Raw genomic sequence first — 25,204 nt, 5'->3', positions numbered from 1 at the left:
TCAAGCTCTTGTTTCAGGCATTTCGAGTGCTTTTAAAAATTCATAAACAGCTAATTGAGCGCGAATTTTGCGCTTATTGCCGCGGGGAACATAATGATTACTGAGTTCTTTGTCAACAAAGCGGGCTTTGACGGTATCACTGAACTGTAATTCGAGGATATCTAAAACCAACTGTTTAAGTCGCGGATCCAGCAAACGAACAGCCACCTCGATACGGTAGTCAATGTTGCGGGTCATCCAATCGGCCGAGGAGATAAACACTTTTTCATCGCCAGCGTTGGTAAAGACATAAACGCGGTCATGCTCTAAGAATCGGTCCACCACACTGGTGACTTGGATATTTTCGCTATAGCCTTGTTGCCCTGAGACGAGTGAACACATGCCACGCACTAACAAGCGAATTTTAACCCCTGCATTGGAGGCATCGTAGAGCTTATCGGTCAGTTCTTTATCGACTAAGTTATTAATTTTGAGCGTGATGCCACTAGGCAACCCAGCTTCAGCATTCGCAATTTCTTGGTCAATTAATTCAGTGATTTTGGTGCGCGTATTTTGTGGAGACACCATCAAATTATCGAAAGTCACAGGGCGATACGGGTTTTCAATAAAACTAAATACTCGGCGCACTTCGTTGGTGATTTGCTCGTTACAGGTGAGTAATGAATAGTCGGTGTAAAGACGAGCGGTTTTCTCGTTAAAGTTACCCGTACCGATATGGGCATAGCGAACAATTTGTCCTTCTTCCATGCGGGAGATAATAAATAACTTGGCGTGAATTTTAAGCCCCGGCGCGGAGAAGATAACGTGAACACCCGCTTCAGTCAGGCGTTTTGCCCAGTGAATATTGGCGGCTTCATCAAAACGCGCTTGCAGCTCCACCACTACAGTGACTTTTTTGCCATTGTGGGCTGCGTGGATCACGGAGTCGATGATGCGAGAATCTTTTGCCACGCGGTAAATATTGATTTTTATGGATAACACATTCGGGTCAAACGACGCTTGGCGCAGCAATTCTAATGTGTGCTCGAAGGTGTAATAAGGGTAGTAGAGCAGCACATCGCGCTCGCGAATGGCATCAAATCCGTTACGAAAATTATCAAACCAGCGGTGGCGCAGGCGTGGTAACGGTTTGTTGAGTAAGTTTTTATTTCCTTCATTCGGGAAGTTAATAAAATCTTTAAAATTATGGTAACGACCACCGGCAATCACCGAGTCATCGCTCGATAATCCCAGTTTTTCTCGTAGCAGCGCGACCATTTCATCGGGCATATCACGTTGATAAACAAAGCGAACTGGCTCAGCGGTTAAGCGCTGTTTTAACGTGGATGACATAATTTCCAGCAGGCTAGATTCCATCTCCGTGGCAATATCATATTCCGCATCACGGGTCATTTTCATGGAATAGGCGTTGAGTTTGTCATAGTCAAAGAAGCCTTTGAAAATTTCATCAAGGGTATAGCGAAGGATATTATCAATTAAAATCATTGATTTGCGACGCTTTGGCATCTCCGGCGGGAGATTAACAAAACGCGGAACTTTATCCGATGGGATCTCCAATAAAGCGTATTGCACTTCAGCACCATTAATAATTTCAACGGCGAGATAGGTGTAATCGTCTTTCAGAAATTCCACTAAGTTAGTATCACGATTGATTAAAATTGGCGTGATATGTTGGCGTAGATTTTGGCGAAAGTATTGGCGTAACCAAATTTGCTGACGAGGTGAAATTTGACGCTCGTTAATTAAGAATATTTGGTTACGTGCCATTTCAAGGAGCAGGTCGTTATAGAGAACGTCGAACTCTTGCTCCTGTTTGGCCACTTTAGACTGAATGCGTTTGAGCAGATGACGGGCACCGCTAGCGGAACCGCGCTCTTCATTGATTAAGATGCGACGTTTTACATCCGCAAAACGGACTTTATAGAATTCGTCTAAGTTATTGGAGTAAATGCCCAAAAAACGCATTCGTTCTATAAGAGGGTTCCGCTTATCCGCGGCTTCTTGGAGAACTCGTTCGTTAAAAGAGAGCCAGCTGAGCTCTTTTTCATGATAGAGGCGTTCTTGGGACATTGTTGCTCCGTATTCGACTGGTTAATGCTGATAAAAAAACCGATTATCACCTTTGACTTCTATCGCGCTATTCTTGGAAATATTACGCGTTTTCAGACTGCTGTTTCATTGCAAAATATTGGTGCTGGAACACACACATACGGATTGCGGTGTGGTAGCGACCATTGACGAAAAATTCGTCAATCAGCTCGCCTTCTGTGTGGAAGCCGAGTTTATTATAAATATGGATAGCTTTGACATTTTCTTTATCGACTATTAGATAAAGTTTGTACAAATTGAGCACTGAAAAAGCGTAGTCCATGGCCAGTTTTGCAGCGCGGCTTGCATACCCTTTGCCTTGATAGCGGGGTGCAATGATAATCTGGAATTCAGAACGACGGTGAACATAATCAATTTCAACCAGCTCGACTAAACCGACTTTTTCACTGTCAGATTCGACAATAAAGCGGCGCTCGGATTGGTCATGAATATGCTTATCGTAAAGATCACTGAGCTCAACGAATGCCTCATAAGGCTCTTCGAACCAATAACGCATAATGTTGGCGTTATTGTCCAGCTGGTGGATGAAAGCTAAGTCTTCACGCTCAAGTGGGCGCAACTTAAACAGATGAGCTTGCCCGGTCGTCATAAAACACCTCGATTGTTGTTAATTATAAAACTATTTATGGCGAAAGTATCAACTAGAAAATTAATTACTTAGCGCTGTTATAAGGATACCACTTATTTGCAATAAAATAATGACAGAAAGCAGGGTGAGGGTGAGTTTGTCGAAGATTAGTTTGTTTAAGGGGGAGTGGTTAGCATGTAGTTTGACATCGTTAAGGAAAACATAAACATAGTATAGAAATAAAAACGCTAGATTAAGTCGGTTTTCTTTAAAGGTGTGTTTGATTTTTCTACACAATCGTTTCATGCATCGGTCAGACAATACCATCGTATTTTTCATGGTTGGATTGAAACGCGAGGTCTTGTCATTCGCTTTACAGTGCTCACTCATGTGCAGAACCAAGCCATAATTACGTTTTCATCTACGAGATGTTTTGATGATTTCAAAATAAACATATATGATATATCATATGTATTTGGTGTGCTAAACGGAGTAAGTAATGCTACAACCTGTTCAGCTTTTTAAAATCTTATCGGATGAAACTCGCCTCGCCATTGTCATGCTTCTCAGAGAATCGGGTGAACTGTGCGTATGTGATATATGTGCGGTTACTACTGAATCACAGCCTAAAATTTCTCGTCATATGGCCATCCTGCGTGAGGCTGGGCTGGTGCTAGATCGTCGGGAAGGAAAATGGATTCACTATCGTCTCTCTCCCCACATTCCCGCATGGGCTAGTGAAACAGTAACGACGGTATGGCACTGCCTGCGCGATGATATACGTGAACGCCTGAAAAAATCTGCATGTACTTCTTGCTGATAAGTTTAATTATATACACATAAACATATATAAAGGAGTCTGGAAATGTTTCTTGCCGGGAGTATCTTTATACTGACGTTGGTTTTAGTCATCTGGCAACCTAGAGGACTCAGTATTGGCTGGAGTGCAAGTATTGGAGCCGTGCTAGCGCTGGGAACGGGGGTGATCCAATTTGATGATATACCCGTCGTCTGGCATATCGTCTGGAATGCTACAGCGGCATTCATTGCGGTCATCATCATTAGCTTGTTGCTAGATGAATCTGGTTTCTTTGAATGGGCGGCATTGCATGTTTCCCGATGGGGAAAAGGGCACGGTCGTCTGTTGTTTACTTGGATAGTCCTGCTTGGCGCTGCTGTTGCTGCACTGTTTGCAAACGACGGCGCAGCCTTGATACTGACACCGATTGTGATTGCAATGTTACTCGCACTGGGGTTCAGTCAGGCAACAACACTGGCATTTGTCATGGCGGCAGGATTCATCGCTGATACCGCTAGCCTACCGTTGATTGTTTCTAACCTAGTCAATATTGTTTCAGCGGATTTCTTTGGTCTGGGCTTTACACAGTATGCCTCCGTGATGGTTCCTGTGAATCTGGCGGCTATTGCTGCTACTCTGGTTATGCTGCATCTCTTCTTCCGCCGCGATATCCCTGCCAGATATGACGTTTCATTACTAAGAATACCTAGTAGTGCGATTAAGGATCCCGCAACGTTTAGAGCTGGCTGGATTGTTCTGCTGTTCCTATTAGTTGGTTTTTTTGTTCTGGAGCCGTTGGGGATCCCTGTCAGTGCGATAGCAGCCGTTGGTGCGGTGGTATTGCTAGTGGTAGCCAAGAGGGGACAAGCCATTAATACTGGGAAAGTGCTTCGCGGTGCGCCTTGGCAGATCGTGATTTTCTCGCTGGGTATGTATTTGGTTGTCTATGGTTTACGTAATGCTGGGCTCACTGAGTATCTTTCTTCCTTACTCAATATACTGGCGGATAAAGGCTTATGGGCTGCGACATTCGGTACTGGCTTCCTGACCGCATTCTTATCGTCGATGATGAATAATATGCCGACGGTGCTGATTGGAGCGCTGTCGATAGACGGAAGTGCTGCGACTGGTGTTATCAAGGAGGCGATGATTTACGCCAATGTGATTGGTTGCGACTTAGGTCCCAAAATTACCCCGATAGGCAGTCTTGCCACATTGTTATGGCTTCATGTACTGGCTCAGAAAAATATGACAATCACGTGGGGGTATTACTTCCGTATTGGCATTATCATGACCTTGCCAGTTTTATTTTTTACTCTGGCCGCGCTAGCGTGGCGGCTATCTATCATTTTGTAATGAGATACTGATATGAGCAACATTACTATTTATCACAATCCAGCCTGTGGCACTTCACGTAACACGCTGGAGATGATACGTAACAGCGGTAATGAACCGACGATTATTTACTATCTTGATGTGCCACCAACCCGCGATGAGCTTATTAAACTAATTTCAGATATGGGGATTTCTGTACGATCATTACTGCGTATGAACGTTGAACCATATGAGGAGCTGGGTCTTGATGAAGACAAATTCTCTGATGAGCAGTTGATTGATCTTATGCTCCAGCATCCGATCCTGATTAATCGACCAATTGTAGTTACGCCGCTTGGTACAAGTCTTTGTCGACCCTCAGAAGTTGTGCTGGATATTCTACCTGAAGCTCAGAAAGGCTCTTTTACTAAAGAGGATGGTGAAAGGGTTATTGATGAAATAGGGAAACGAGTGAAATAACTTTTCAGGTTAATATTATCGGGTGTCTGTTTATTTCATTCAGACGCCTGCTTTCCGCTCAAAACTACCTCTCGGGTTGCCCGACAAAACATTTCTTGCGGAGGGGAGATGGCTGAACTTGAGTTATTCGCTCAGACCTGCCACCAAATCTGAGCGAATATATTTAAACTTATCTAACCGCGCATTAATTTGCTTGATAGCCCGTTGCCGATAACGGCTGGCCATCGAGCAGGGCTTTACCATCTTGCATCACGAGGCGACCAGAAACAAACCACGCAATAACTTGAGGGTAAATCAGGTGCTCTTGCAGTTTAACGCGTTCAACCAAATCATCTTCGGTGTCTTGCGGTAAAACCGGCACATGTCCTTGTAAAATAATCGGACCACCATCGAGCTCTTCAGTGACAAAATGCACGGAAGTGCCGTGTTCTTTATCGCCATTTTCAAGTGCGCGTCGATGAGTATGCAGCCCCGGATATTTAGGCAGTAAAGAAGGGTGGATATTCAGCATTTTCCCTGTGAAATGTTTCACAAAATCAGGGGTTAAAATGCGCATAAAACCAGCCAAGACCACTAAATCCGGTTGGTATTGCTCGATAGCGTTTAACAGTGCAGCATCGTAGGCTTGGCGGTCAGTGAACGCTTTTGAGCTAACACAAAGGGCTGGAATGCCAGCCTCTTGTGCGCGAACCAAACCGTAAGCATCGCTTTTATTACTGATCACTGCGACGATTTGCCCATCGATTTCATGGCGTTGGCAGGCATCAATAATCGACTGCAAATTACTGCCACTGCCTGAAATCAAAACAACGATGTTTTTCATTAGCGGATAACAACCTGCTCTTCACCCGCAGGTAAGTCGCCAATGGTTCCGATCTGCCATGCATTTTCACCTAACGCAGTCAGCAGTTTTAATGCAGACTCAACTTCGGTTTGTGGCAGGGCAATGATAATACCGACGCCGCAGTTAAATGTACGATACATTTCGTGAGTGGTGACATCGCCCGCTTGTTGCAGCCATTCGAAGACTGCAGGCCATTCCCAGCTGTTGCCGTCAATGATGGCTTGAGTGTTGTCAGGTAAAACGCGAGGAATATTTTCCCAGAAGCCGCCGCCCGTAATGTGTGCAATGGCATGAATGTCGTTTTTAGCGATCAGTTCTAAGACATTTTTAACATAGATACGGGTTGGTTCTAACAGGTGATCAGCGAGAGGTTTGCCCGCTAATTGCGTGGTTTCTGGATTGGTTTTGCTCACTTCCAGAATTTTACGCACTAATGAATAACCGTTAGAGTGAGGGCCGCTTGAGGCTAACGCGATCAGTGCATCGCCCGCACTGACTTTTGTGCCATCAATAATTTCAGAGCGCTCAACAACACCCACACAGAAGCCAGCAACATCATAATCTTCGCCGTGGTACATGCCCGGCATTTCAGCGGTTTCACCACCGACTAATGCACAGCCAGACTGCTTACAGCCTTCAGCGATACCAGTGATAACGCTTGCAGCGGTATCCACATCAAGCTTACCGGTTGCATAGTAGTCTAAGAAAAATAGTGGCTCAGCACCTTGAACAATCAGGTCGTTGACACACATAGCGACTAAATCGATACCGATGGATTCATGACGTTTTAAGTCCATCGCAAGGCGTAGTTTAGTTCCCACACCGTCAGTGCCTGAAACTAAAACAGGTTCACGGTATTTTTGTGGCAGGGCACACAGTGCGCCGAACCCTCCCAATCCTCCCATCACTTCTGGACGGCGAGTCTCTTTCACCACACCTTTGATACGTTCAACCAATGCGTTACCTGCATCAATATCAACACCGGCATCTTTATAGCTGAGAGAGGTTTTATCAGTCACTACGGCCCCCAAGGCAATTGCATTTTGGAAAAGATAACTTCATTTGCCGATATTCTATCAGGCTCCGCAAACGTTTGCGATAGCTTTCTGACTGAAATATTTGATGCAATAAATCGTGATGTCGTGACGCAAAGCGCATGATTTTATTCGCTGCCTACACCATAAAAAATATTATGTGTATACTAATTCAGCAAATAACGTGTGATTGATGATTGTTTGACCTGAATCAAGATGATACTAGTGGCATTGAGGGAAAAAAGCGGTATAATCCCGCGATTTTTTTGTCCGGTGACGTTTTAAAAAAGTAGGAGAAACCCATGAAGATCGTTGAGGTAAAACACCCTCTCGTTAAACATAAACTCGGCCTGATGCGAGATCATGACATAAGCACTAAGCGCTTTCGTGAACTGGCCTCAGAGGTTGGTAGCCTACTGACTTATGAAGCGACCGCTGACCTAGAAACTGAAAAAGTAACAATTGATGGTTGGTGTGGTCCTGTAGAAATTGAACAAATTAAAGGTAAAAAAATCACTGTAGTGCCTATTCTACGTGCCGGTATTGGCATGATGAACGGCGTATTGGAAAGCATCCCAAGCGCACGTATCAGCGTAGTGGGTATTTACCGTGATGAAGAAACGTTACAACCTGTCCCTTATTTCCAAAAATTAGTTTCTAACATTGATGAGCGTATGGCGCTGATTGTAGACCCAATGTTAGCAACGGGTGGTTCTATGATTGCAACCATCGACCTCCTGAAAAAATCCGGCTGTAATTCCATTAAAGTCTTAGTTTTAGTTGCTGCACCGGAAGGTATTGCTGCATTAGAAGCAGCGCACCCAGACGTTGAACTGTACACGGCTTCAATTGACCAACACTTAAATGATGAAGGTTACATTGTTCCGGGTCTAGGAGACGCGGGCGATAAGATATTTGGTACTAAATAATAATGAAGCCGACTGAAGAGTCGGCTTTTTTTTGATAAAAAAAATAATATTCACGACGCATAAGAGGATGACGAGCATGACACGCCGCACGATAAGTGTTGAAGAAAGACCACCATTACTACAAACCATTCCATTAAGCTTTCAACATTTGTTTGCCATGTTTGGGGCAACGGTTATTGTTCCTATTTTATTTGGCGTGAACCCGGCAACGATTTTATTATTCAACGGGATTGGTACGCTGCTGTATTTATTTATCTGTAAGGGCAAAATTCCCGCTTATTTAGGGTCGAGCTTCGCCTTTATTTCTCCAGTATTAATTTTACTGCCTCTTGGGTATGAGCTAGCGCTTGGCGGATTTATTATTTGCGGGGCACTGTTCTGTATAGTAGCACTGATTGTCAAAGTGGCAGGGCGCGGCTGGATCAACGTGATGTTTCCACCTGCAGCGATGGGGGCGATTGTCGCGGTTATCGGTCTAGAATTAGCGCAAACGGCAGCGGGTATGGCGGGCTTATTACCTAAAGAAGGCGCAGCGGTTGATTCAAGCACCTTAATTATCTCGATCACCACATTGTCGGTCACTATCTTGTGCGCCGTGGTTTTCCGTGGGTTCTTATCGATTATCCCAATCTTAATCGGTTTCCTATCAGGTTACGCGCTTTCCTACTTTATGGGGATTGTGGACTTTACACCAGTAATTGAAGCGCCATGGTTTGCTATTCCAACATTCTATACGCCACGTTTTGAGTGGTTTGCGATTTTAACCATCCTACCTGCGGCGTTAGTGGTCATTGCTGAACATGTTGGGCACTTAGTGGTGACTGCGAATATCGTTGAGCGCGACTTAATGAAAAATCCTGGCTTACATCGCTCCATGTTTGCAAACGGTTTCTCTACCATGTTATCGGGTTTCTTTGGTTCAACGCCAAATACCACTTACGGCGAAAATATCGGCGTAATGGCGATTACTAAGGTCTACAGTACTTGGGTTATCGGTGGTGCGGCTATTATCGCTATATTACTCTCTTGCGTGGGTAAATTAGCGGCGGCAATTCAATTAGTGCCAGTACCTGTCATGGGTGGTGTTTCACTGTTACTGTACGGAGTCATCGGCGCTTCGGGTATTCGCGTTCTGATTGATTCAAAAGTGGATTATAACAAACCACAAAACCTGATTTTAACCTCAGTGATTTTAATCATCGGAGTGAGTGGCGCGGTGATCCACATTGGTCAAGCTGAACTGAGAGGGATGGCGCTGGCGACTATCGTCGGTATTCTGATGGCGCTGTTATTCCGCTTTATTACCTTTGTTCGCCCAGAAAAACAGTTTGTGACTTCAGAAGTGAAAGTCTTAGACGAAAATAAAAAATAAGTCACGATTAAGTAAAATAGATTGCCGGAGTGGCTAAAGCTCCGGCAATTAACCGTCAGGCTGTTCATCTCTTCTTGTTATTTATGATAAACTCAATGGCGTTAATTGAACTGCACAATCAGAGGCGCTTCTGAATACACCATCTCAACTCTCATTACCACTTTCTCTTCCTGATGATGAAACCTTTGCCAGTTTCTATGCAGGGGAAAATGAGGGATTACTCTCTGCGCTAAAAACGGCGATTAATCAGCCTCATGGTAGTTATATCTATTACTGGTCAAGAGAAGGGGGCGGTAAGAGTCATTTACTGCATGCGGCATGTGCTGAGTTGTCTGAGCAAGGTGTTGCTGTGGGTTATGTGCCGTTGGATAAACGCGCTTACTTTGTGCCTGATGTGCTCGAAGGTATGGAACATCTTTCTCTGGTCTGTATTGATAACATTCAATGCATCGCGGGAGATGAAGAGTGGGAAATGGCCATCTTCAATTTGTATAACCGCATTTTAGAAATTGGTCGAACGTGCTTACTGATCACTGGGGATCGCCCACCGCGCCAGATTGATTTGAAGCTGCCGGATTTAGCCTCTCGCCTAGATTGGGGGCAAATTTATAAACTGCACCCTTTAAGTGATGAAGACAAAATTTGTGCGCTGCAATTACGTGCCAGTATTCGTGGATTTGAATTGCCTGAAGATGTTTGTCGGTTTGTATTAAAACGGTTAGACAGAAAGATGGGCACCTTATTTGATATCTTAAATAAGCTTGATCACGCCTCGATTGTCGCTCAACGTAAAATGACCATTCCTTTCGTTAAAGATATTCTCAAATTATAAAAAATTGGCAGCCCATCGACTGCCAATTTATTGTCTGCCAAATAGCCTGCTTATAAAATTTCCAGCACCTGCTCTGGTGGGCGACCTAACTTGGCTTTTTTACCTTTTACCACAATCGGGCGCTCAATTAACTTTGGATTATCATGCATGGCTTGAATAAGCTGCGCTTGAGTAACGCTGTTATCCGCTAATTTCAGCTCTTTATAGATATCTTCTTTGGTGCGCATTAATTGGCGCGCATCGGCAAATCCAAGCATCTTCAGCAATTTTTCAATATCAGCCACTGAAGGTGGCGTCGTTAAATATTCAACGACTGTTGGCGTAATGCCTTTTTCTTGCAATAAAGCCAGCGTTTCACGGCTCTTGGAGCAGCGAGGGTTGTGATAAATTTTAATTGAATCCGTCATTATTTTTATTCCTTACGGTTTTGCGTTGCTATCGCGCTCTTTTAATCGAGTAAGTTCATCGATTCGCGCATCAAAACGTTGTTGTTCATAACTGCCTAAGCGGCTTTTACGGCTCGCTTCGCTTAAATAATTAATGGCAGTGTCATAGTTACCGCGCAGTGCCATGCCTTCAGCATACGCCGCCAATTCTGCATTACGATCCCCTAGTTTTGCTGAGGCTTCGGCAAGCAGATCCCAACCAATAGGGTCGTCAGGGTAATCAAACGTATATTTATTCAATAAATTAGTGGCTTCTTTATATTGCCCGTTACTGACGTATGCGTTCGCTAAGTTGACAATAAACACCGTATTTTTCGGTGATTTTTTCAAGGCATCTTGCAAACGAGCAACTGCTTTGCCAACTTGTTTTTGCTCAATATCGATATCGGTCATGGAGTCGATAAACCACGGGTTATCCGGCTGCTTGGCTAACAATTCAGAAATAATAACGCCCGCTTCGCTGTATTTTTTATCTTGAGATAATAATAATGCTTTACCGTACTTCGCCGCCATTTGCTCTTGAGCATTGCCTTTACTGTAGTTTTCGATGATTTGATCCAGTGCATTGCGTTGATCCGCAGGGCTGTACATGGACAAAATACGAACACGTGCCAACATAAAGTCTAATGAAGATGGGGCATGGACTTTAGGATATTGGTTTGAACGGTTACGGGCATCGGCTAAACGACTGTCTGGTAAGGGGTGAGTCAGTAAAATTTCTGGCGGTTTAGACATATAGCGGGTTTGGTCCGACATGATTTGCATAAAATCAGCCATGGCATGAGGATCAAACCCTGAACGACGCAATGTTTGCAGGCCAATACGGTCGGCTTCTTGCTCATTGGCTTGTGTAAAACTGATCATCCCTTGCTGCATTCCCGCGAATGTTCCCGTTAATGCGGCAAAACCGGCTTGCGGGTTCGCCATCACCAGTAATAGAGAACCGATAGTACCTGCGATAGCTAACGGCGTTGTGGCTTTTTGGTCTTCCATCATTCGCGCCAGATGGCGCTGAGTCACGTGAGAGATTTCGTGCGCCATAACGGAAGCAAGCTGGCTTTCATTTTGGCTATAACGAAACAGTGCAGAGTGAAGAACCACGTTACCGCCAAAATAGGCGTAAGCGTTAATATTCGGGTTATTGACTAGGTAAAATTTAAATGGCGTTTTGACAGAATCGGCATTCGTCACTAAACGTTGCCCCAGTTTATTCACGTACTGGGTTAGTAATGGGTCATAAATGAGGGGGGTACTTCCTCGAATTTGACGAGTGATGGCATCACCCATAATGATTTCTTGGTTAATGCTGAGCGTTCCTCCCGCGGTTGTACCAATATCGGGTAGGGTATCTTCAACAGCACTATAGGCAGGTAATACAGCACCATGGATAAGTGCGGACATCAGGATAGCGAGCAGTGGATATTTCAGTTTTTTAGTCATCATGCATATCTTCACTTATTACCTACAAAAAACGCGAATTAATTGGGAGATATGATAGCAAAAGCTATCGTAAAATCTGTTATTCGGTATAATTTTCTTCAATTTAGGAACTGTCTTTTTTTTACATTCCCAGGAGCCAATGAATGTTAGAAATGTTTTTACAATGGTACCGTCGGCGCTTTGCTGACCCGCAAGCAGTTGCGTTGTTTAGTTTGCTGGTTATTGGCTTTCTGGTCATCTTTTTTTTCAGCAGTATACTGGCTCCATTATTAGTCGCAATTGTCTTAGCATATTTACTTGAATGGCCAACACATTTACTCCAACGACTGGGTTTATCCCGCGTTTTAGCGGTTAGCATCATTTTGACCTTGTTTGCTGGAATAAGTGCCATGGTGATCTTAATTATTGCACCAACAGCGTGGCAACAAGGGATCAACCTCGTGGCGGATTTACCTAACATGGTCAATCGCTTTAGCGAGTTTGCTCGCCGATTACCGGAGCAATATCCCGCACTGGTAGATGCTGGCATCATTGATATGATGGCAGATAATGTGCGCAGTAGGTTGTCAGTTGTTGCGGAGTCTGTGGTGAAAGCGTCGGTGGCCTCACTAATTGGTATTTTCACCTTAGCTATCTATCTGGTTTTAGTACCATTGATGATGTTTTTCTTATTAAAAGATAAAGAAAAAATCACCAAAAGCTTTGTTAAACTTCTCCCGAAAAATCGCCAGTTAGTGAGTAAAGTCTGGTTGGAAATGAATCAGCAAATTACCAACTATTTGCGTGGTAAAGTCACGGAAATGGTGATTGTGGGCGTCTGTACCTACATTGGTTTTGCTTATTTTGATTTGCGTTACTCAGTGTTGTTGTCCGTACTGGTGGGTGTTTCGGTGCTTATTCCTTATATTGGTGCGGTTGCGGCGACGATCCCTGTCGTGCTGGTGGCATTATTCCAATGGGGCATAGGTACTGAGTTCTGGTCACTGTTTATTGTTTATCTGGTGATCCAAGGGCTAGACAGCAACATCGTCGTGCCGCTGTTGTACTCAGAAGCCGTGAACTTACACCCACTCGTGATTATCTTGTCGGTGGTGATTTTTGGCGGGTTATGGGGATTCTGGGGCGTGTTTTTTGCGATCCCGCTTGCAACTTTAATCAAAGCGGTGATTAACGCGTGGCCACAAGATTTAAGTGATAGTGAGACAACAGAGAAAATAGAAGGCTAGAAAAGAGCCAGTAAGAAAAAAGGGTTGCTAAATTAGCAACCCTTTTTAGTGATTAGGTTTTAGTCACTATGTATCAGTAATTAGGCGTTAGCGTTGATGTACGCTAATACGATTTCATGGTGGTTACTGGTTTTGAAATCGTCAAATACGTGCTCGATGGTGCCATTTGCATCGACAAGGAAACTAATACGGTGGATACCGTCATAAGTTTTACCCATAAATTGTTTTTCACCCCACACACCAAATTGTTCACAAATTTGATGATCTTCATCGGATAACAGTGTGAAGTTTAATAACTCTTTTTCAGCGAAACGAGCCAATTTTTCTGGTTTGTCTGTACTAATACCTAAAACTTCGACACCTTTTGCTTTTAGTGTATCCATCTCATCACGCAGTCCACATGCTTGAACTGTACAGCCTGGCGTCATCGCTTTAGGATAAAAGTAAACTAATACGCGTTGACCCTGGAAATCAGAAAGATTGATGATTTCACCATCTTGGTCAGGAAGGCTAAATTGAGGTGCCTTATCACCGGCTTTCAATGGGTTCATTACATATATCTCCGTTAACTCTGCATTTTGGGGTTGTTAACAATACTGATGTTGCCTTTGGCATTTAGCATTGTACATAGTTGTTGAAATTTATTCTTTATAATTATGCCATTATCATCCAGTGGGTCATGGGCTGTAATTTGAATTTCCAATTGAGCCGGTTGTGTATCATTTGCAGGCTGTGTTTTAGAAATCAATTCTGCGATGTTGCACTGTTGAGTGGTAAACAAATTGGTAAATTGTTCAATAATACGCGGCGCATCGTCGACCATCACATTCACGGTTACAGTAGACGGATAGTAGGTTTTTTGTACGCTATGCGTGCGTTTCATCACAATCAGCAAATCTAACTCTGCCCCTTTAGTTGGTAAAATCGCCTCTAGAAGCGTGATAGCATTCCAACTGCCGGATAACATCATTATAAAAGTAAATTCCTCGCCAAACATAGCGAGTCGACTATCCTCAATATTACAATCACATTCACTGACAAGGCGTGTAATTGTATTCACAATGCCCGGACGATCTGTTCCCAGCGCAGTAATAACAAGAAATTGCGGTTCAGTCTTAGGCAAAGTATCTTCCTTATTTTGACTAAATTTAGGTCAATGATATTGACTCAGGATGCTGGTAAGGAAACCATAAAATTGTGAATCTGCCAAGTGGGGCGATTCACTCTTGCGACAAATATGGCTGAATTATTACTTCTATTTAAGTTAATGTCATCGGCATTAACAAAATTCATTAAAATCTTGCGTTTGGGTGGTTTTCTTCTGTGAAATGAAAACGTAACATGGAAACTCACTATTTAGGGGGCATTGCGATGGCTAATCAAAACGTAAACTACAAAGACTTTTTACAAGGCAGTATTGTTGCTGTGATCACACCAATGGATTCAGCGGGTAACGTTGATAGAAAAAGCTTGAAACAGCTGGTGGATTACCATGTCGCAAATAAAACCTCTGCGATTGTGTCAGTGGGAACAACGGGGGAATCAGCAACATTAAACCATAAAGAGCACGTTGATGTAGTGAAAGCGACGCTTGAGCTAGCTGATGGCCGTATCCCAATTATTGCGGGAACAGGTGCAAATGCGACCGCAGAAGCGATTTCGCTAACAAATGAGTTTGAAAACAGTGGTGTAGTTGCGTGCCTAACAGTAACGCCTTATTATAATAGACCGTCACAAGAAGGCTTATATCAGCATTTTAAAGCAATTTCAGAAAACACCAGCTTGCCACAGGTTCTCTATAATGTACCATCGCGCACTGGATGTGATTTATTACCTGAAACTGTGGGCCGCTTGGCGAAATTGGCGAATATTGTGGCAATTAAAGAAGCCACAGGGAACTTAGCACGTGTTCATCAAATCAAAGAGTTGGTTGATGACCATTTTGTTCTGCTTTCTGGTGATGATGCGACTGCACTTGATTTTATGCAACTCGGTGGAAAGGGCGTCATTTCGGTCACCTCCAACGTCGCGGCTGCACAGATGGTAAAAATGTGTGACTTAGCGCTTGCGGGCAAATATACTGAGGCCCGTGAATTGAATAAACAGCTGATGGGACTTCATCATCAGTTATTTGTTGAGCCGAATCCAATCCCTGCGAAATGGGCTTGTCATCGTTTAGGTCTTATTGCGGATGATACTTTACGGTTACCAATGACACCGTTAACTGTATCTGGACAGCAAAAGGTTGAAGATGCCTTGAAACTCGCGGGTTTACTGTAAAATTTAGGGAATTTTAATGGCAACATTATTGCAAAAATCGAAGGTTATGAAGGTTGCTGGCCTGTCACTTGTCGTGTTACTGGCAGCCTGCTCCAGCGATCAGCGCTATAAACGTCAGGTCAGTGGTGATGAGGAATATCTTAATGCTGCGCCATTGAAAGTGCTGAATGCGCCGCAGGGGATCACTTTACCAGCAACTAACGGTGAATATGATCTTCCTAAAACCACCTCAACAGGGGCGGTTGGGAAAGCGTTAGATATTCGCCCACCAGTACTGACGATTTCACAATTAGCCGGTTCACGCACTGAAAACAGCGCAGAAGCCAGCCGTTTGTTGCTAGATAATACTCCTGAAAATAATGCGTTGTGGTCACAAGTGACCATGATTTTAGAACAGCGTGGCATCCCAGTTTCTACGAAGAACGATGGTTCTCGTTCTATCGAAACTGACTGGATTAAATGGGATCGTGCAGACGAAAACGTCCCATTAGAGAGCCGTCATAAAGTCACTGTTCAGCCAGAAAACGGCATGATTGCATTAACCGTGACTAACCTAGGCTTACGCCAAGGTGATGAAACGGTAACAGATGCAGCGGAAATTCAACGCTATAACAAACTGTTATTAAACGATTTAACTGATGCTCTGTACACCCTGCGTGATACCTCAAGCAAAAATAGTCTGCAAAGCGCCTATGGCATCATTGATGTTCAAACTGGCAGCAATGACACTGGCTTACCAGTAGTTATCGTTCGTGCACCGTACGATGCAGTTTGGGAGCGTTTACCTCACGCATTAGAAAGCGTTGGTATGAAAGTGGGTGACCGTAGCCGTTCAGCAGGTTCCGTCATGGTGACTTACAAAGGCTTGAGCAGCTCTGAGTGGCAAGCGCTGGGTATTGATGACCCATCGGTACCGGAAGATGACTATAAAGTTCAAGTGGGTGATTTGAATAACCGTAGTAGCCTACAGTTTATCAACACCAAAGGCGTACCATTAACTCAGAAACAGAATGATGAAATGGTCGCCGCACTGAAAGCCGCTTTCAGTAAAGCACCGACTAAAAAATAAGTTTAGTTAGCTAATTTATTTGTTCTATCAAGTGAAAACGCCGTCCTATGGGATGGCGTTTTTTTTGGATAAACTTCAGGCTGTAATGGCTAACAGTGAAAGAAAAGTTATGGATAATAACGCATCGAAACCAATGGATAGTAGGAATAATATAACGATGCCAAGAAGAATTGCCGGGACAAACTTTAATGATAATTTACTAAATTCATTAAATAATATTGCTCATACAAGAAGTTTTCTAGAGGAGGGTGCAACTGTTTTTAATTTACCAAATTATGTGGTACCTCAAGGATATCAATTAATGAAAGTATGTAAGAAAAACCAATATCGGATGGTGACTACTGGAAGGGAGCCAGAAACGATATATTTGCTAGAATTGAAACTGCGTAGTGATATTGTCTTTGGTGAAACTACATGCACTCAAATTAAAGTTTGGCGCACCATATCTCATTTGCATCGGAATAATATTGGAGATTTACCTCGAATATTTTTCATTCATTTACTCGACAATCATAGCATCATGGTAACGGATGAAGAGCATACTCGAGATGGACAGCGCTTCTGGGAAATTATGATTTCTTGGGCATTTTACCAGCGCTATTATATTTATGCTTCCGATGGCACGCTCGAAGACAGACCACTAACACAAATCCAGACTGAGTCTGAATTCTTTGAGCAATGGGTCAATCAACTTTGGGGTAGAGATATCGACGTATATACCCACAAACTGATTGTTATCAGCAAACATCCATTACTTTAACTACCCATCTGCACATCTATCCATCATAAAATTCTCAGTGAAACAAATGGACAAAAAATCAGTATTTGCAGCTAAGTAATCGTTTGCGTATGCGCGAGAATTTTATTATCATAATTAGCAGTTAATCATAAAATATTGAATATCAGTTAGTTAGCACGGTATCAATAATTTTTGGATAACTGACTGAATCAGAGCAGAAAATTAACAATGAATCCGCTATTTTTAGCGGTTTATTCTACTGTTACTTATCTGAATCTGCTGTGCAGGTTGATTTCTATTGAGTGTAATCACATCCCTGGAGTGTTTAAGATGCAAAAGAAAGCTGAGTTGTATCGTGGCAAGGCAAAAACGGTCTATACCACAGAGGATCCAGATTTATTAGTTCTGGAGTTCCGTAATGATACATCAGCACTCGACGGTGAGCGTATCGAACAGTTTGACCGCAAAGGTATGGTTAATAACAAATTTAACCATTTCATCATGACTAAGTTGCAAGAAGCAGGCATTCCTACACAGATGGAAGCTTTGTTATCTGATACCGAAGCCTTGGTTAAAAAACTGGATATGGTGCCGGTTGAATGCGTTATCCGTAACCGCGCGGCAGGCTCTCTGGTTAAGCGCCTTGGGGTTGAAGAAGGGATGATTTTAAACCCGCCTCTGTTCGATTTATTCCTGAAAGATGACGCTAAACATGACCCGATGGTGAATGAATCTTACTGCGAAACGTTTGGTTGGGTGAGCAAAGGAAACTTAGCGAAAATGCGCGAACTGAGCTACAAAGCGAACGATGTTTTAAGCAAGATTTTTGCGGACGCAGGTTTGATCTTAGTCGACTTTAAACTGGAGTTCGGTTTATTCAAAGGCGAAGTCGTGCTGGGTGATGAATTCTCTCCAGACGGTAGCCGTTTATGGGATAAAGAAACCCTGAACAAAATGGACAAAGACCGTTTCCGTCAAAGCCTCGGTGGCTTGATTGAAGCGTACGAAGAAGTGGCTCGTCGTATCGGCGTTAAACTCGACTAAGTTTCTAAAATCATCTTGAAAGAAACAATGATAGCCTGCCAACCGCAGGCTATTTTTTTGCCTTTAAATTATGGTTTTACCAGAAATTGCTGAATCCAACGCTCAGCTTGGCTTTCGATAGGTAGATTCAGCTGATGGCTGAGTGAATGCAAAGTCGGGGATGGCAAAACGGAATCTGGCTGTAACTCAGGGTGGCGTAACACCGTTTCAATATTGCCATCAGCCACTAAGCGACCTTGGGATAAATGTACTGCCCGAGCAAAATGACGCGCGGCAAAATCCAAATCATGGCTGATCGTAACAACCGTGGTACCCAATTGCTTTTGATAATCTAGCCATTGCTCAAAATACCCTAGCCACCGTGTATCGAAATCACGGCTTGGCTCATCTAACAGCAGCAATTTAGGTTGGACCGCAGTTAAACAGGCCACAGCGACCATGCGCCGCTGCGCGGAATGCAAATCAAGCGGATGTTTATCCGCAACATCTGTTAAATGGCAAAGTGTTAAAGCTCGCTCTAATTTTTCAGCAATATCCGACGAGGATAATTTTTGGCGGCGTAATCCAAACATAATCTCATCTTTCACCGTGCTGTGAAAAATCTGTTTTTCAGCCTCTTGGAATAAAATGCCAATTTGTTGAGCGCGTTCCGCGGCTTTCAATCCACTGATGGGTTGTTGATTAAAATTGACTTCCCCATGCGAAGGCGGCAATAAACCTGCCATTAAACGCAATAAGGTGGATTTTCCCGCACCATTGTCTCCCACTAATGCCACCCATTCTCCAGCGCGAAGCGTAAGTGTAAGATCTTCAATGGCATGTGCGGTTTTCGGGGTGTATTGAAAGCTTAATTGATTAATTTGCAGCATAACACGCCTCAATACCTTGAATCAGTTGTTGTTCATTGTGAGGCACTGGGGAATGCCAACTACCATGCGCCATTAATTTCCCGACAACACGCCACGCATCGGGCATATTGATTGTCTGCTGTGCGGGTATAAATATGGCGTCAATATCCCCTCGAGCAGCAATAATGCCTTGTTCCAGCAACGAAAAATCATTGCAAAAATGCAGAGCTGGCAGTAAATGCCGTTCGAACAAAATGACACAACAGCCAGTTTGTTCACTGTAATTTTTTAACTGAGTGAGTAATCGATGCGTGGCTGCGGGCGTTAATCTGCTAAAAGCTTCATCTAATAGCAATAATCGTGGCCGCATAGCAAGAGCGCTCGCCAATACCACGCGTTGAGCTTCCCCGCCAGAGAGGGTGGCTGGGTGACGATGACGTAAATTCTGGCTGAACGTTAACTCAAGAGCCTGTTCAACCCGTTGAACGATTTCTTCAGGTGGAAGTCCTAAATTTTCGGGGCCAAACGCCACTTCTTGCTCAACGGTAAACGTACAGCCAGAGAGTTGTAATTGCGGAGATTGCTGCACGAATTGACGTTCAATCGATAGCTCAACTAAAGATTGCTCTCCTAATGGTTGAGCAAGGATCATACCATTACCAGTGACTTTGCCGGTTAACTGATCAGGTAACCAACCCGCCAACAGTTGGGCTAATGTGGTTTTGCCGCTGCCATTACCCCCTAAAACACAATGCCAATTACCTTGGTTTAGCGTTAAATCAATCCCGGAAAGGATAGGGTGATCGATGCCTTGAGGTGTAAAAGAAAGTTGTTGAAGGTTTACCACCCTGTTTTCCGTGATATTTACCAACATAGCGCCATACCTCCTTCAATTACGATCAGTGCTAATAAGCCAAAACGCAATATATATTGAAGGCGGCTATCAGCAGGTTTATTCAGTGTGGTGCGATGGCGAGTGTAGCGAAAACCTCGCATATCAAGGGCTGCACTGCGGACAGTTAGTTCACTGAGTGCTTGGCTCGCCAGAGGAAGCAATAGGGCGGGTAACGTAGTTAATCGTTGCCAAAAGTGGCCATCTAAGGGAACCCCTCGGGCAAGCTGAGCTTCGCGAATAGTGGCAAGCTGTTGACGAAGTTGTTCAACAAGTAAAAGAGGGCCGGCGAGCACGTAGGCAAAACTGGCCGGGAGACGACTGGCAAATAGCGCTCGGATAAATCGTTCAGTAGGAACATACTGTAGCCATAATTGAGATGCACTAATGATGGCGAGCAGACGCAGCCATAAAGCCATGGCTTTTTGCTGCTGAAGGGCTTGTGGCGGTGAGCCTGTTAATAATTCACTTAGCCACCCTCCGTGGATTAGCCAAAGTCCTACCGCCATTGGTAACATAATTGCTGCGATAAATTTCCAGCGATGGAATGACGCTGAGCGTAAGATGACTGCGGCAAGGGTAGCGAAAGCAACGAGAACTAACCCCCAGCCTAGCGGTAGCATCAATGTGCTAGCGCTAAACCAGAACCATAAGGTTAATGAAGTAAAAGGGTGCATCCTAACCCCTAACGCACTTTAGCCATATTCGGGAAAGTACGTTGAACGCGCTCAGGTAAACGACGAACAAGCAACCAAGCCACAATGGCTGAAATTATTTTATCCGCAATATTAGCGCCTAAAACGGTGATAGCCACAGACTCTAATAAGTTTTCACCAACAGCATGGAAATAGGCTACAAAAAAGTCTGCGCCACTACCGGTAGTACCCGAAAATAAGTAGGTACGAATAGGCACGGCGACGATCATCAGTGCGATAGTGATCACCACACCCGATAAAATAACGCGTGGTAGGGTACGAAAACCGCCAGCGCGTGCCAGTAAACCAGCACTTAAGCCGATCATCATCGCAACAGGCGCAAATGCCGCCGCGATAGGGCCTGTTAAAAGGCCCCAAAGCAAGTTAGTCGCTAAGCCACTAAAGATAGCCGCCCAAGGACCTGCGAGCAGTGCACAGATAATAGTGCCGATAGAATCAAGGAAGATAGGCAGTTTTAACATGGAACTTAATTGCCCAACCACCATGTTGATTGCAATAGAAAAAACAATTAAAGCCAATGTTCGGCTGGAAATGATTGACGAGTTTGCCATGAATTAAATATCCCTAATAAGTTGTAAAATAAAGCCAGAATAAAAATCAAAATAAAATGAAAGTTAACGAGAGGTGACGACCAATTCTTCATATCCTGAGAGCGCGCAAGGCTCGCGGGTGAAGGTTTTATTTTCCAGTTCGCCAATAATCAATTCGAGGGTGGTTCTGACGGTGCAACCCGGCATCATATGTCCACCGCGCATTTGACCGTTTTCATCGGAAACTGCCAAATGCAGATGTTCACCCTGGGCATCAAGGGTGCCTATCAGTGACACAACTTCAAACTTACCAGAAATAAGATGGGTATTTTCTTGCCCAGCAAAACGCAAGGAGACATCGGTCAAGCTACCCACGCAGCCAGCAATAAATGCAGCTTGCAACTGATGATGTTTGACCTGTTGTCGTAAGGTAAGAATGACATCTTCCCCTGGACGTAGACGCAGTGCGATAAAGCGAGCGTTTGAATAAGTGGTTAAATCGTGAGACATAGCCGAGATCCTAGTAAATCGTGTTTATAGATTACGGCAATCTATTATACGAATAGATAACTTGCTGTCTGGGAAAGGGATTTTTTTCAGTTTTTTTTAGTGAAACACTCTGTATCTTAAAAAATATTGATCAAGAAGGTCGGAATAGTGGGCGAAAAAACAATGTGGAGTCTCGAATATTCTGATTATTTAACTTAAGTTTAATTGGGGTTCCGTGAATGAAGGAGAGCCTATTTTCTAAGATAAACTTTTTTCAGATAAACTATAGAAAATAGCGTTTAAAGGTGAAGGATGATTTGCCTCTTCAACGCGAGATCAATAACATACTAATTCAATTGACACGGTGGAACTGTGTTGCCGCAATGCATTTATTTTACAGGGGAAAATTATGAGCCAAGTGGATCCTACACTGATCATTTTGCTGGTATTGGCAGGATTAGGCATTATCAGCCACAACATGACAGTGACGTTAGCCATGCTATTTTTGCTGGTGGTGCGGATCACGCCGCTGAATAATTTCTTCCCTTGGGTCGAAAAATATGGGTTAACCATCGGAATTTTAATCTTGACGATAGGTGTCATGGCGCCTATTGCGAGCGGAAAAATCTCAGCGAATGATGTATTAAGCTCCTTTTTGAATTGGAAATCATTATTGGCAATCGTGATTGGAATATTGGTTTCTTGGCTAGGCAGTCGGGGTGTTGCACTGATGGGAAGCCAGCCTTCCACGGTGGCGGGGCTATTGGTGGGGACAGTGATTGGAGTTGCCTTATTCCGAGGTGTTCCTGTTGGACCATTGATTGCCGCAGGGATTCTGTCATTACTTATTGGTAAATAGTCACCTTGGCGATGAAAAATTCATTACAAGCGATTGTAGAGCAGTTACATCATATCGGTTTCCGCCGCTTACTGGTTTTATCTGGAGAGCATGAGTGGGTTACATCTCAACTTCAGGAGTTGCAAGGTTTCTTAGCGGGGGATTGGCTCTGTCTCTCACCTGAATTACCCAATAGTATTCCACCAGAAAAAGCCCAACTATTGCTTGGACGTGAATTTGTTCATGGTATTTTTGATGCGCGTAAAGGGTTACATAGCGAGGCGCTGGCTATCTTAGCGGGAACCCTAAAAGCAGGAAGTTTATTGGTGCTTTGCACGCCACCTCAATCTCTGTGGGCGCAGCAAAATGATGCAGATAGTGTGAGATGGAATGAGCAATTTGGTGAAATCCCCACACCTAACTTTGTGCATCATTTGCAACGCACTTTCCGGAATAGCCCTGATGTACTGTTTATTGATCAACAGCTTGAGGAACAAAAACAGCCGCACGGACTGAATTTGCTACCCGATCACCCCAAATGGATAGCCCCCACGGGGCAGCCGACAGAACAGCAACAAGCGGCTCTTGGACAATTGCTGAGTGCAGAGAATGGAATATGGGGATTGATAGCGCCGCGTGGACGAGGTAAGTCCACGGTTGCGGGTATGCTGATTAAGGAATGGCAAGGTGTTTGTTGGTGTTGCGCGCCAGCGAAAGTGACCACTGGCGTAATGGCCGAATATGCTCAGCATGAACTCAAATTTTGGGCACCTGATGCGCTTTTGCACTATTGCCAATCAGGGCAGCAGATTAATGCTGATTGGTTAATTATTGATGAAGCCGCTGCCATTCCATCTCATATTCTGCGGCAGATTATCGCCTTTTTCCCACGGGTACTTATGACCACGACGGTGGAAGGTTATGAAGGTACGGGGCGTGGTTTTATGATGAAATTTTGTGATAGCCTCGAAAATTTCACATCGCTGTCGCTCACTCAGCCGATCCGCTTTGCAGAACATGACCCACTCGAAATGGTGATTAATCAAAGTTTATTATTGGAAAGCGCTACTTCGACGAAGGCCGTGTCAGAGCCGATTATCTTCAAGCTACTTAGCCAGCAGCAACTGGCTAATGATCCTAAACAGCTCCATGCATTTTACGGTTTATTGACCGCGGCACATTATCGAACCTCGCCGTTGGATTTACGCCGATTATTGGATGCACAGCACCAGCATTTTGCCGTCGCAAGCCATCATAATCAGGATGTTATCGGCGCTGTATGGATGGTGGATGAAGGTGGTTTAGATGAAAAACTGAGCTGGCAAATTTGGGCAGGACAACGGCGACCACGGGGAAATCTGGTTGCTCAATCCCTCGCAGCGCATTGCTATTTTCCTCAAGTCCCGAGATTACGTTCTCGCAGAGTGATGCGCATTGCCGTGAATGCTGGATATCGTCGCCAAAAAATTGGCTACCGGTTATTAGAATTGCAAATTGGACAAGGCATTCAGGACGGTTTAGATTTCCTATCGGTCAGCTTTGGTTTAACCCCAGAGTTATTGGCTTTTTGGCAATCATCAGGGTTCCAGATCGTACGAATTGGGCGGCATGTTGAGGCGAGTAGTGGCTGTTTCACTGCGATGGCGGTGTTGCCATTATCCGCAGAAGTGCAGTCAATTTGCTATTTAGGGCAACAGCGATTGCAGCGGGATTTATTCTGGCGTCAGGATCTGAATGAATTTAGTCTGAAAAGCACATCTGAGCAGCACCTTGATGATGGAGATTGGCTAGAATTGGTTGGCTTTAGTGATTATCACCGTTCGTTGGCTGCAAGTGAGGCGTCATTACAGCGTTTTTTAGCGGTTTTACAGCAACGAGATTCGGTTGAAATCACCGGTTCAGCCCTTGGGGCTTATTTTCATCAAGGGCAATCTGTTGAACATATTGCTGGGCAACTCGGGTTAGCAGGGCAAAAACAGTGGTTAAAACGGGCAAGAGCAGAAGTCGCACAGTGGCTGAATGGTTATTACCCTGAAGAGGTGAAAAGTTTAAGGCAACAAATTAGTGCTTTTTGTCTTTAGGCCAGTCGTCATCTTCATCGTCCCACAGGTGATTATTATCTTTGTGAGGCGGAATCTCTGGTTTGTCATCTAAATATTTTTTGGGGTCGAGTCGCATCATCTCTTTGACTGAGTTCCAAATGACCCCGACTAATAACAGTAGGATGACCCACCAGTAATCGGCTAACCAATGCATATTTGCCTTCTTATTTTAATCATAATAATGTGTAACCCTGCCCACATGACGTAGTTGGTAGGCTTTAGTGGGGTCATTTAACCATGTTTTTTGTTGTAACGGGAGAGCCT

27 protein-coding genes are annotated in these 25,204 nt (G+C 44.0%); 13 read left to right on the top strand and 14 right to left on the bottom strand.

Annotation, left to right across the window (positions count from 1 at the left end):
- The gene (gene ppk1, locus H0913_RS10775; RefSeq protein ID WP_154603637.1) at positions 1 to 2,070 is read right to left on the bottom strand and encodes a polyphosphate kinase 1; all 2,070 of its coding nucleotides are present in this window, start codon (positions 2,068 to 2,070) and stop codon (positions 1 to 3) included.
- Between the two features lie 82 nt (positions 2,071 to 2,152).
- Entirely contained in the window at positions 2,153 to 2,698 is a 546-nt protein-coding gene (speG, locus tag H0913_RS10770) for a spermidine N1-acetyltransferase (RefSeq protein ID WP_132496064.1), read from the bottom strand.
- 478 nt (positions 2,699 to 3,176) lie between these two features.
- Here speG and H0913_RS10765 point away from each other — a divergent pair, with 478 nt between their 5' ends.
- The 3 genes from H0913_RS10765 to arsC (H0913_RS10755) are packed head-to-tail and all read left to right on the top strand — an operon-like array spanning position 3,177 to position 5,270.
- The gene (locus tag H0913_RS10765; protein WP_154603638.1) at positions 3,177 to 3,497 is read left to right on the top strand and encodes a metalloregulator ArsR/SmtB family transcription factor; all 321 of its coding nucleotides are present in this window, start codon (positions 3,177 to 3,179) and stop codon (positions 3,495 to 3,497) included.
- Between the two features lie 45 nt (positions 3,498 to 3,542).
- Positions 3,543 to 4,832, top strand: coding sequence for an arsenic transporter (locus H0913_RS10760; RefSeq protein WP_154603639.1), 1,290 nt, complete (start codon positions 3,543 to 3,545; stop codon positions 4,830 to 4,832).
- 12 nt (positions 4,833 to 4,844) lie between these two features.
- On the top strand, positions 4,845 to 5,270 hold the full coding sequence (gene arsC / locus H0913_RS10755; protein WP_181477231.1) for a glutaredoxin-dependent arsenate reductase: 426 nt from the start codon (positions 4,845 to 4,847) through the stop codon (positions 5,268 to 5,270).
- A gap of 184 nt (positions 5,271 to 5,454) precedes the next feature.
- Here the strand turns inward: arsC (H0913_RS10755) and purN are convergent, their stop codons facing one another.
- Both purN and purM read right to left on the bottom strand, forming a co-directional pair.
- The gene (gene purN / locus H0913_RS10750; protein ID WP_181477230.1) at positions 5,455 to 6,093 is read right to left on the bottom strand and encodes a phosphoribosylglycinamide formyltransferase; all 639 of its coding nucleotides are present in this window, start codon (positions 6,091 to 6,093) and stop codon (positions 5,455 to 5,457) included.
- Entirely contained in the window at positions 6,093 to 7,133 is a 1,041-nt protein-coding gene (purM, locus tag H0913_RS10745; protein WP_181477229.1) for a phosphoribosylformylglycinamidine cyclo-ligase, read from the bottom strand. Before purM ends, purN begins: the two co-directional genes overlap by 1 nt.
- Positions 7,134 to 7,450: 317 nt before the next feature.
- Between purM and upp the strand changes: the two genes are divergently transcribed.
- The 3 genes from upp (at position 7,451) to hda (ending at position 10,281) form a co-directional block, all read left to right on the top strand.
- On the top strand, positions 7,451 to 8,077 hold the full coding sequence (upp, locus tag H0913_RS10740; protein WP_006658899.1) for a uracil phosphoribosyltransferase: 627 nt from the start codon (positions 7,451 to 7,453) through the stop codon (positions 8,075 to 8,077).
- A 76-nt stretch (positions 8,078 to 8,153) separates the two neighbouring features.
- The gene (gene uraA / locus H0913_RS10735; RefSeq protein WP_181477228.1) at positions 8,154 to 9,449 is read left to right on the top strand and encodes a uracil permease; all 1,296 of its coding nucleotides are present in this window, start codon (positions 8,154 to 8,156) and stop codon (positions 9,447 to 9,449) included.
- Between the two features lie 130 nt (positions 9,450 to 9,579).
- A complete protein-coding gene (gene hda, locus H0913_RS10730) occupies positions 9,580 to 10,281 on the top strand; it encodes a DnaA inactivator Hda (RefSeq protein ID WP_036953226.1) in 702 nt (233 codons plus the stop codon).
- Positions 10,282 to 10,331: 50 nt separating this feature from the next.
- Here hda and arsC (H0913_RS10725) read toward each other — a convergent pair whose 3' ends face one another.
- Together arsC (H0913_RS10725) and H0913_RS10720 are read right to left on the bottom strand one after the other, a co-directional pair.
- Positions 10,332 to 10,688, bottom strand: coding sequence for an arsenate reductase (glutaredoxin) (arsC, locus tag H0913_RS10725; protein WP_154627093.1), 357 nt, complete (start codon positions 10,686 to 10,688; stop codon positions 10,332 to 10,334).
- Positions 10,689 to 10,700: 12 nt separating this feature from the next.
- Positions 10,701 to 12,167: a tetratricopeptide repeat protein gene (locus H0913_RS10720; protein ID WP_154637750.1), complete on the bottom strand. Its 1,467-nt coding sequence runs from the start codon at positions 12,165 to 12,167 to the stop codon at positions 10,701 to 10,703.
- 143 nt (positions 12,168 to 12,310) lie between these two features.
- On the opposite strand from H0913_RS10720, the gene H0913_RS10715 reads away from it, so the two are divergent.
- Positions 12,311 to 13,393: an AI-2E family transporter gene (locus tag H0913_RS10715; RefSeq protein ID WP_154603645.1), complete on the top strand. Its 1,083-nt coding sequence runs from the start codon at positions 12,311 to 12,313 to the stop codon at positions 13,391 to 13,393.
- A gap of 80 nt (positions 13,394 to 13,473) precedes the next feature.
- Here H0913_RS10715 and bcp read toward each other — a convergent pair whose 3' ends face one another.
- Both bcp and H0913_RS10705 read right to left on the bottom strand, forming a co-directional pair.
- The gene (gene bcp / locus H0913_RS10710) at positions 13,474 to 13,944 is read right to left on the bottom strand and encodes a thioredoxin-dependent thiol peroxidase (protein ID WP_036953234.1); all 471 of its coding nucleotides are present in this window, start codon (positions 13,942 to 13,944) and stop codon (positions 13,474 to 13,476) included.
- Positions 13,945 to 13,958: 14 nt separating this feature from the next.
- Positions 13,959 to 14,516 (bottom strand): glycine cleavage system transcriptional repressor, encoded by a 558-nt coding sequence (locus H0913_RS10705; RefSeq protein ID WP_036953236.1) that lies wholly within the window; start codon positions 14,514 to 14,516, stop codon positions 13,959 to 13,961.
- A 248-nt stretch (positions 14,517 to 14,764) separates the two neighbouring features.
- On the opposite strand from H0913_RS10705, the gene dapA reads away from it, so the two are divergent.
- The 4 genes from dapA to purC all read left to right on the top strand — a co-directional run bounded on the left by dapA (position 14,765) and on the right by purC (position 18,525).
- Complete coding sequence (dapA, locus tag H0913_RS10700) at positions 14,765 to 15,673, top strand: 4-hydroxy-tetrahydrodipicolinate synthase (RefSeq protein WP_051422710.1); 909 nt, start codon at positions 14,765 to 14,767, stop codon at positions 15,671 to 15,673.
- Between the two features lie 16 nt (positions 15,674 to 15,689).
- Positions 15,690 to 16,742 (top strand): outer membrane protein assembly factor BamC, encoded by a 1,053-nt coding sequence (gene bamC, locus H0913_RS10695; protein WP_154603646.1) that lies wholly within the window; start codon positions 15,690 to 15,692, stop codon positions 16,740 to 16,742.
- A gap of 64 nt (positions 16,743 to 16,806) precedes the next feature.
- Positions 16,807 to 17,502, top strand: coding sequence for a hypothetical protein (locus tag H0913_RS10690; protein ID WP_232368781.1), 696 nt, complete (start codon positions 16,807 to 16,809; stop codon positions 17,500 to 17,502).
- 309 nt (positions 17,503 to 17,811) lie between these two features.
- On the top strand, positions 17,812 to 18,525 hold the full coding sequence (gene purC / locus H0913_RS10685) for a phosphoribosylaminoimidazolesuccinocarboxamide synthase (RefSeq protein ID WP_181477227.1): 714 nt from the start codon (positions 17,812 to 17,814) through the stop codon (positions 18,523 to 18,525).
- A 68-nt stretch (positions 18,526 to 18,593) separates the two neighbouring features.
- On the opposite strand, the gene H0913_RS10680 is transcribed toward purC, so the two are convergent.
- From H0913_RS10680 to H0913_RS10660, 5 genes are all read right to left on the bottom strand, one after another.
- Positions 18,594 to 19,394 (bottom strand): energy-coupling factor ABC transporter ATP-binding protein, encoded by an 801-nt coding sequence (locus H0913_RS10680; protein WP_154637733.1) that lies wholly within the window; start codon positions 19,392 to 19,394, stop codon positions 18,594 to 18,596.
- Positions 19,381 to 20,247 (bottom strand): energy-coupling factor ABC transporter ATP-binding protein, encoded by an 867-nt coding sequence (locus H0913_RS10675; protein WP_154637732.1) that lies wholly within the window; start codon positions 20,245 to 20,247, stop codon positions 19,381 to 19,383. Before H0913_RS10675 ends, H0913_RS10680 begins: the two co-directional genes overlap by 14 nt.
- On the bottom strand, positions 20,238 to 20,942 hold the full coding sequence (locus H0913_RS10670; RefSeq protein WP_181477226.1) for an energy-coupling factor transporter transmembrane component T: 705 nt from the start codon (positions 20,940 to 20,942) through the stop codon (positions 20,238 to 20,240). The genes H0913_RS10675 and H0913_RS10670 overlap by 10 nt, the downstream gene beginning before the upstream one ends.
- 8 nt (positions 20,943 to 20,950) lie before the next feature.
- Positions 20,951 to 21,532, bottom strand: coding sequence for an ECF transporter S component (locus H0913_RS10665; protein ID WP_154603650.1), 582 nt, complete (start codon positions 21,530 to 21,532; stop codon positions 20,951 to 20,953).
- Between the two features lie 63 nt (positions 21,533 to 21,595).
- Positions 21,596 to 22,021: a PPC domain-containing DNA-binding protein gene (locus tag H0913_RS10660; protein ID WP_154637731.1), complete on the bottom strand. Its 426-nt coding sequence runs from the start codon at positions 22,019 to 22,021 to the stop codon at positions 21,596 to 21,598.
- Between the two features lie 388 nt (positions 22,022 to 22,409).
- Between H0913_RS10660 and H0913_RS10655 the strand changes: the two genes are divergently transcribed.
- Positions 22,410 to 22,859: a DUF441 domain-containing protein gene (locus H0913_RS10655; RefSeq protein WP_154603652.1), complete on the top strand. Its 450-nt coding sequence runs from the start codon at positions 22,410 to 22,412 to the stop codon at positions 22,857 to 22,859.
- 11 nt (positions 22,860 to 22,870) lie between these two features.
- Complete coding sequence (locus H0913_RS10650) at positions 22,871 to 24,919, top strand: tRNA(Met) cytidine acetyltransferase TmcA (protein ID WP_154637730.1); 2,049 nt, start codon at positions 22,871 to 22,873, stop codon at positions 24,917 to 24,919.
- Here the strand turns inward: H0913_RS10650 and H0913_RS10645 are convergent.
- The gene (locus H0913_RS10645) at positions 24,900 to 25,094 is read right to left on the bottom strand and encodes a YpfN family protein (protein WP_154603654.1); all 195 of its coding nucleotides are present in this window, start codon (positions 25,092 to 25,094) and stop codon (positions 24,900 to 24,902) included. The two genes, H0913_RS10650 and H0913_RS10645, sit on opposite strands and share 20 nt — an antisense overlap.
- Positions 25,095 to 25,204 lie beyond the last annotated feature (110 nt).

Origin of the sequence: Providencia rettgeri (assembly GCF_013702265.1) — a bacterium.
In the GTDB taxonomy this organism is placed as follows: domain Bacteria; phylum Pseudomonadota; class Gammaproteobacteria; order Enterobacterales; family Enterobacteriaceae; genus Providencia; species Providencia zhijiangensis.
Note: the sequence above shows the minus strand (reverse complement) of the source record. Positions and strands in the feature narration are given on the sequence as shown.

What these genes read in the sequence shown, in the direction of transcription:
- ppk1 (WP_154603637.1), bottom strand. Translation starts at nt 2,070, where the DNA reads ATGTCCCAAGAACGCCTCTATCATGAAAAAGAGCTCAGCTGGCTCTCT.
- speG (WP_132496064.1), bottom strand. Translation starts at nt 2,698, where the DNA reads ATGACGACCGGGCAAGCTCATCTGTTTAAGTTGCGCCCACTTGAGCGT.
- H0913_RS10765 (WP_154603638.1), top strand. Translation starts at nt 3,177, where the DNA reads ATGCTACAACCTGTTCAGCTTTTTAAAATCTTATCGGATGAAACTCGC.
- H0913_RS10760 (WP_154603639.1), top strand. Translation starts at nt 3,543, where the DNA reads ATGTTTCTTGCCGGGAGTATCTTTATACTGACGTTGGTTTTAGTCATC.
- arsC (WP_181477231.1), top strand. Translation starts at nt 4,845, where the DNA reads ATGAGCAACATTACTATTTATCACAATCCAGCCTGTGGCACTTCACGT.
- purN (WP_181477230.1), bottom strand. Translation starts at nt 6,093, where the DNA reads ATGAAAAACATCGTTGTTTTGATTTCAGGCAGTGGCAGTAATTTGCAG.
- upp (WP_006658899.1), top strand. Translation starts at nt 7,451, where the DNA reads ATGAAGATCGTTGAGGTAAAACACCCTCTCGTTAAACATAAACTCGGC.
- uraA (WP_181477228.1), top strand. Translation starts at nt 8,154, where the DNA reads ATGACACGCCGCACGATAAGTGTTGAAGAAAGACCACCATTACTACAA.
- arsC (WP_154627093.1), bottom strand. Translation starts at nt 10,688, where the DNA reads ATGACGGATTCAATTAAAATTTATCACAACCCTCGCTGCTCCAAGAGC.
- H0913_RS10720 (WP_154637750.1), bottom strand. Translation starts at nt 12,167, where the DNA reads ATGACTAAAAAACTGAAATATCCACTGCTCGCTATCCTGATGTCCGCA.
- H0913_RS10715 (WP_154603645.1), top strand. Translation starts at nt 12,311, where the DNA reads ATGTTAGAAATGTTTTTACAATGGTACCGTCGGCGCTTTGCTGACCCG.
- bcp (WP_036953234.1), bottom strand. Translation starts at nt 13,944, where the DNA reads ATGAACCCATTGAAAGCCGGTGATAAGGCACCTCAATTTAGCCTTCCT.
- dapA (WP_051422710.1), top strand. Translation starts at nt 14,765, where the DNA reads ATGGCTAATCAAAACGTAAACTACAAAGACTTTTTACAAGGCAGTATT.
- bamC (WP_154603646.1), top strand. Translation starts at nt 15,690, where the DNA reads ATGGCAACATTATTGCAAAAATCGAAGGTTATGAAGGTTGCTGGCCTG.
- purC (WP_181477227.1), top strand. Translation starts at nt 17,812, where the DNA reads ATGCAAAAGAAAGCTGAGTTGTATCGTGGCAAGGCAAAAACGGTCTAT.
- H0913_RS10680 (WP_154637733.1), bottom strand. Translation starts at nt 19,394, where the DNA reads ATGCTGCAAATTAATCAATTAAGCTTTCAATACACCCCGAAAACCGCA.
- H0913_RS10675 (WP_154637732.1), bottom strand. Translation starts at nt 20,247, where the DNA reads ATGTTGGTAAATATCACGGAAAACAGGGTGGTAAACCTTCAACAACTT.
- H0913_RS10670 (WP_181477226.1), bottom strand. Translation starts at nt 20,942, where the DNA reads ATGCACCCTTTTACTTCATTAACCTTATGGTTCTGGTTTAGCGCTAGC.
- H0913_RS10665 (WP_154603650.1), bottom strand. Translation starts at nt 21,532, where the DNA reads ATGGCAAACTCGTCAATCATTTCCAGCCGAACATTGGCTTTAATTGTT.
- H0913_RS10660 (WP_154637731.1), bottom strand. Translation starts at nt 22,021, where the DNA reads ATGTCTCACGATTTAACCACTTATTCAAACGCTCGCTTTATCGCACTG.
- H0913_RS10655 (WP_154603652.1), top strand. Translation starts at nt 22,410, where the DNA reads ATGAGCCAAGTGGATCCTACACTGATCATTTTGCTGGTATTGGCAGGA.
- H0913_RS10650 (WP_154637730.1), top strand. Translation starts at nt 22,871, where the DNA reads ATGAAAAATTCATTACAAGCGATTGTAGAGCAGTTACATCATATCGGT.
- H0913_RS10645 (WP_154603654.1), bottom strand. Translation starts at nt 25,094, where the DNA reads ATGCATTGGTTAGCCGATTACTGGTGGGTCATCCTACTGTTATTAGTC.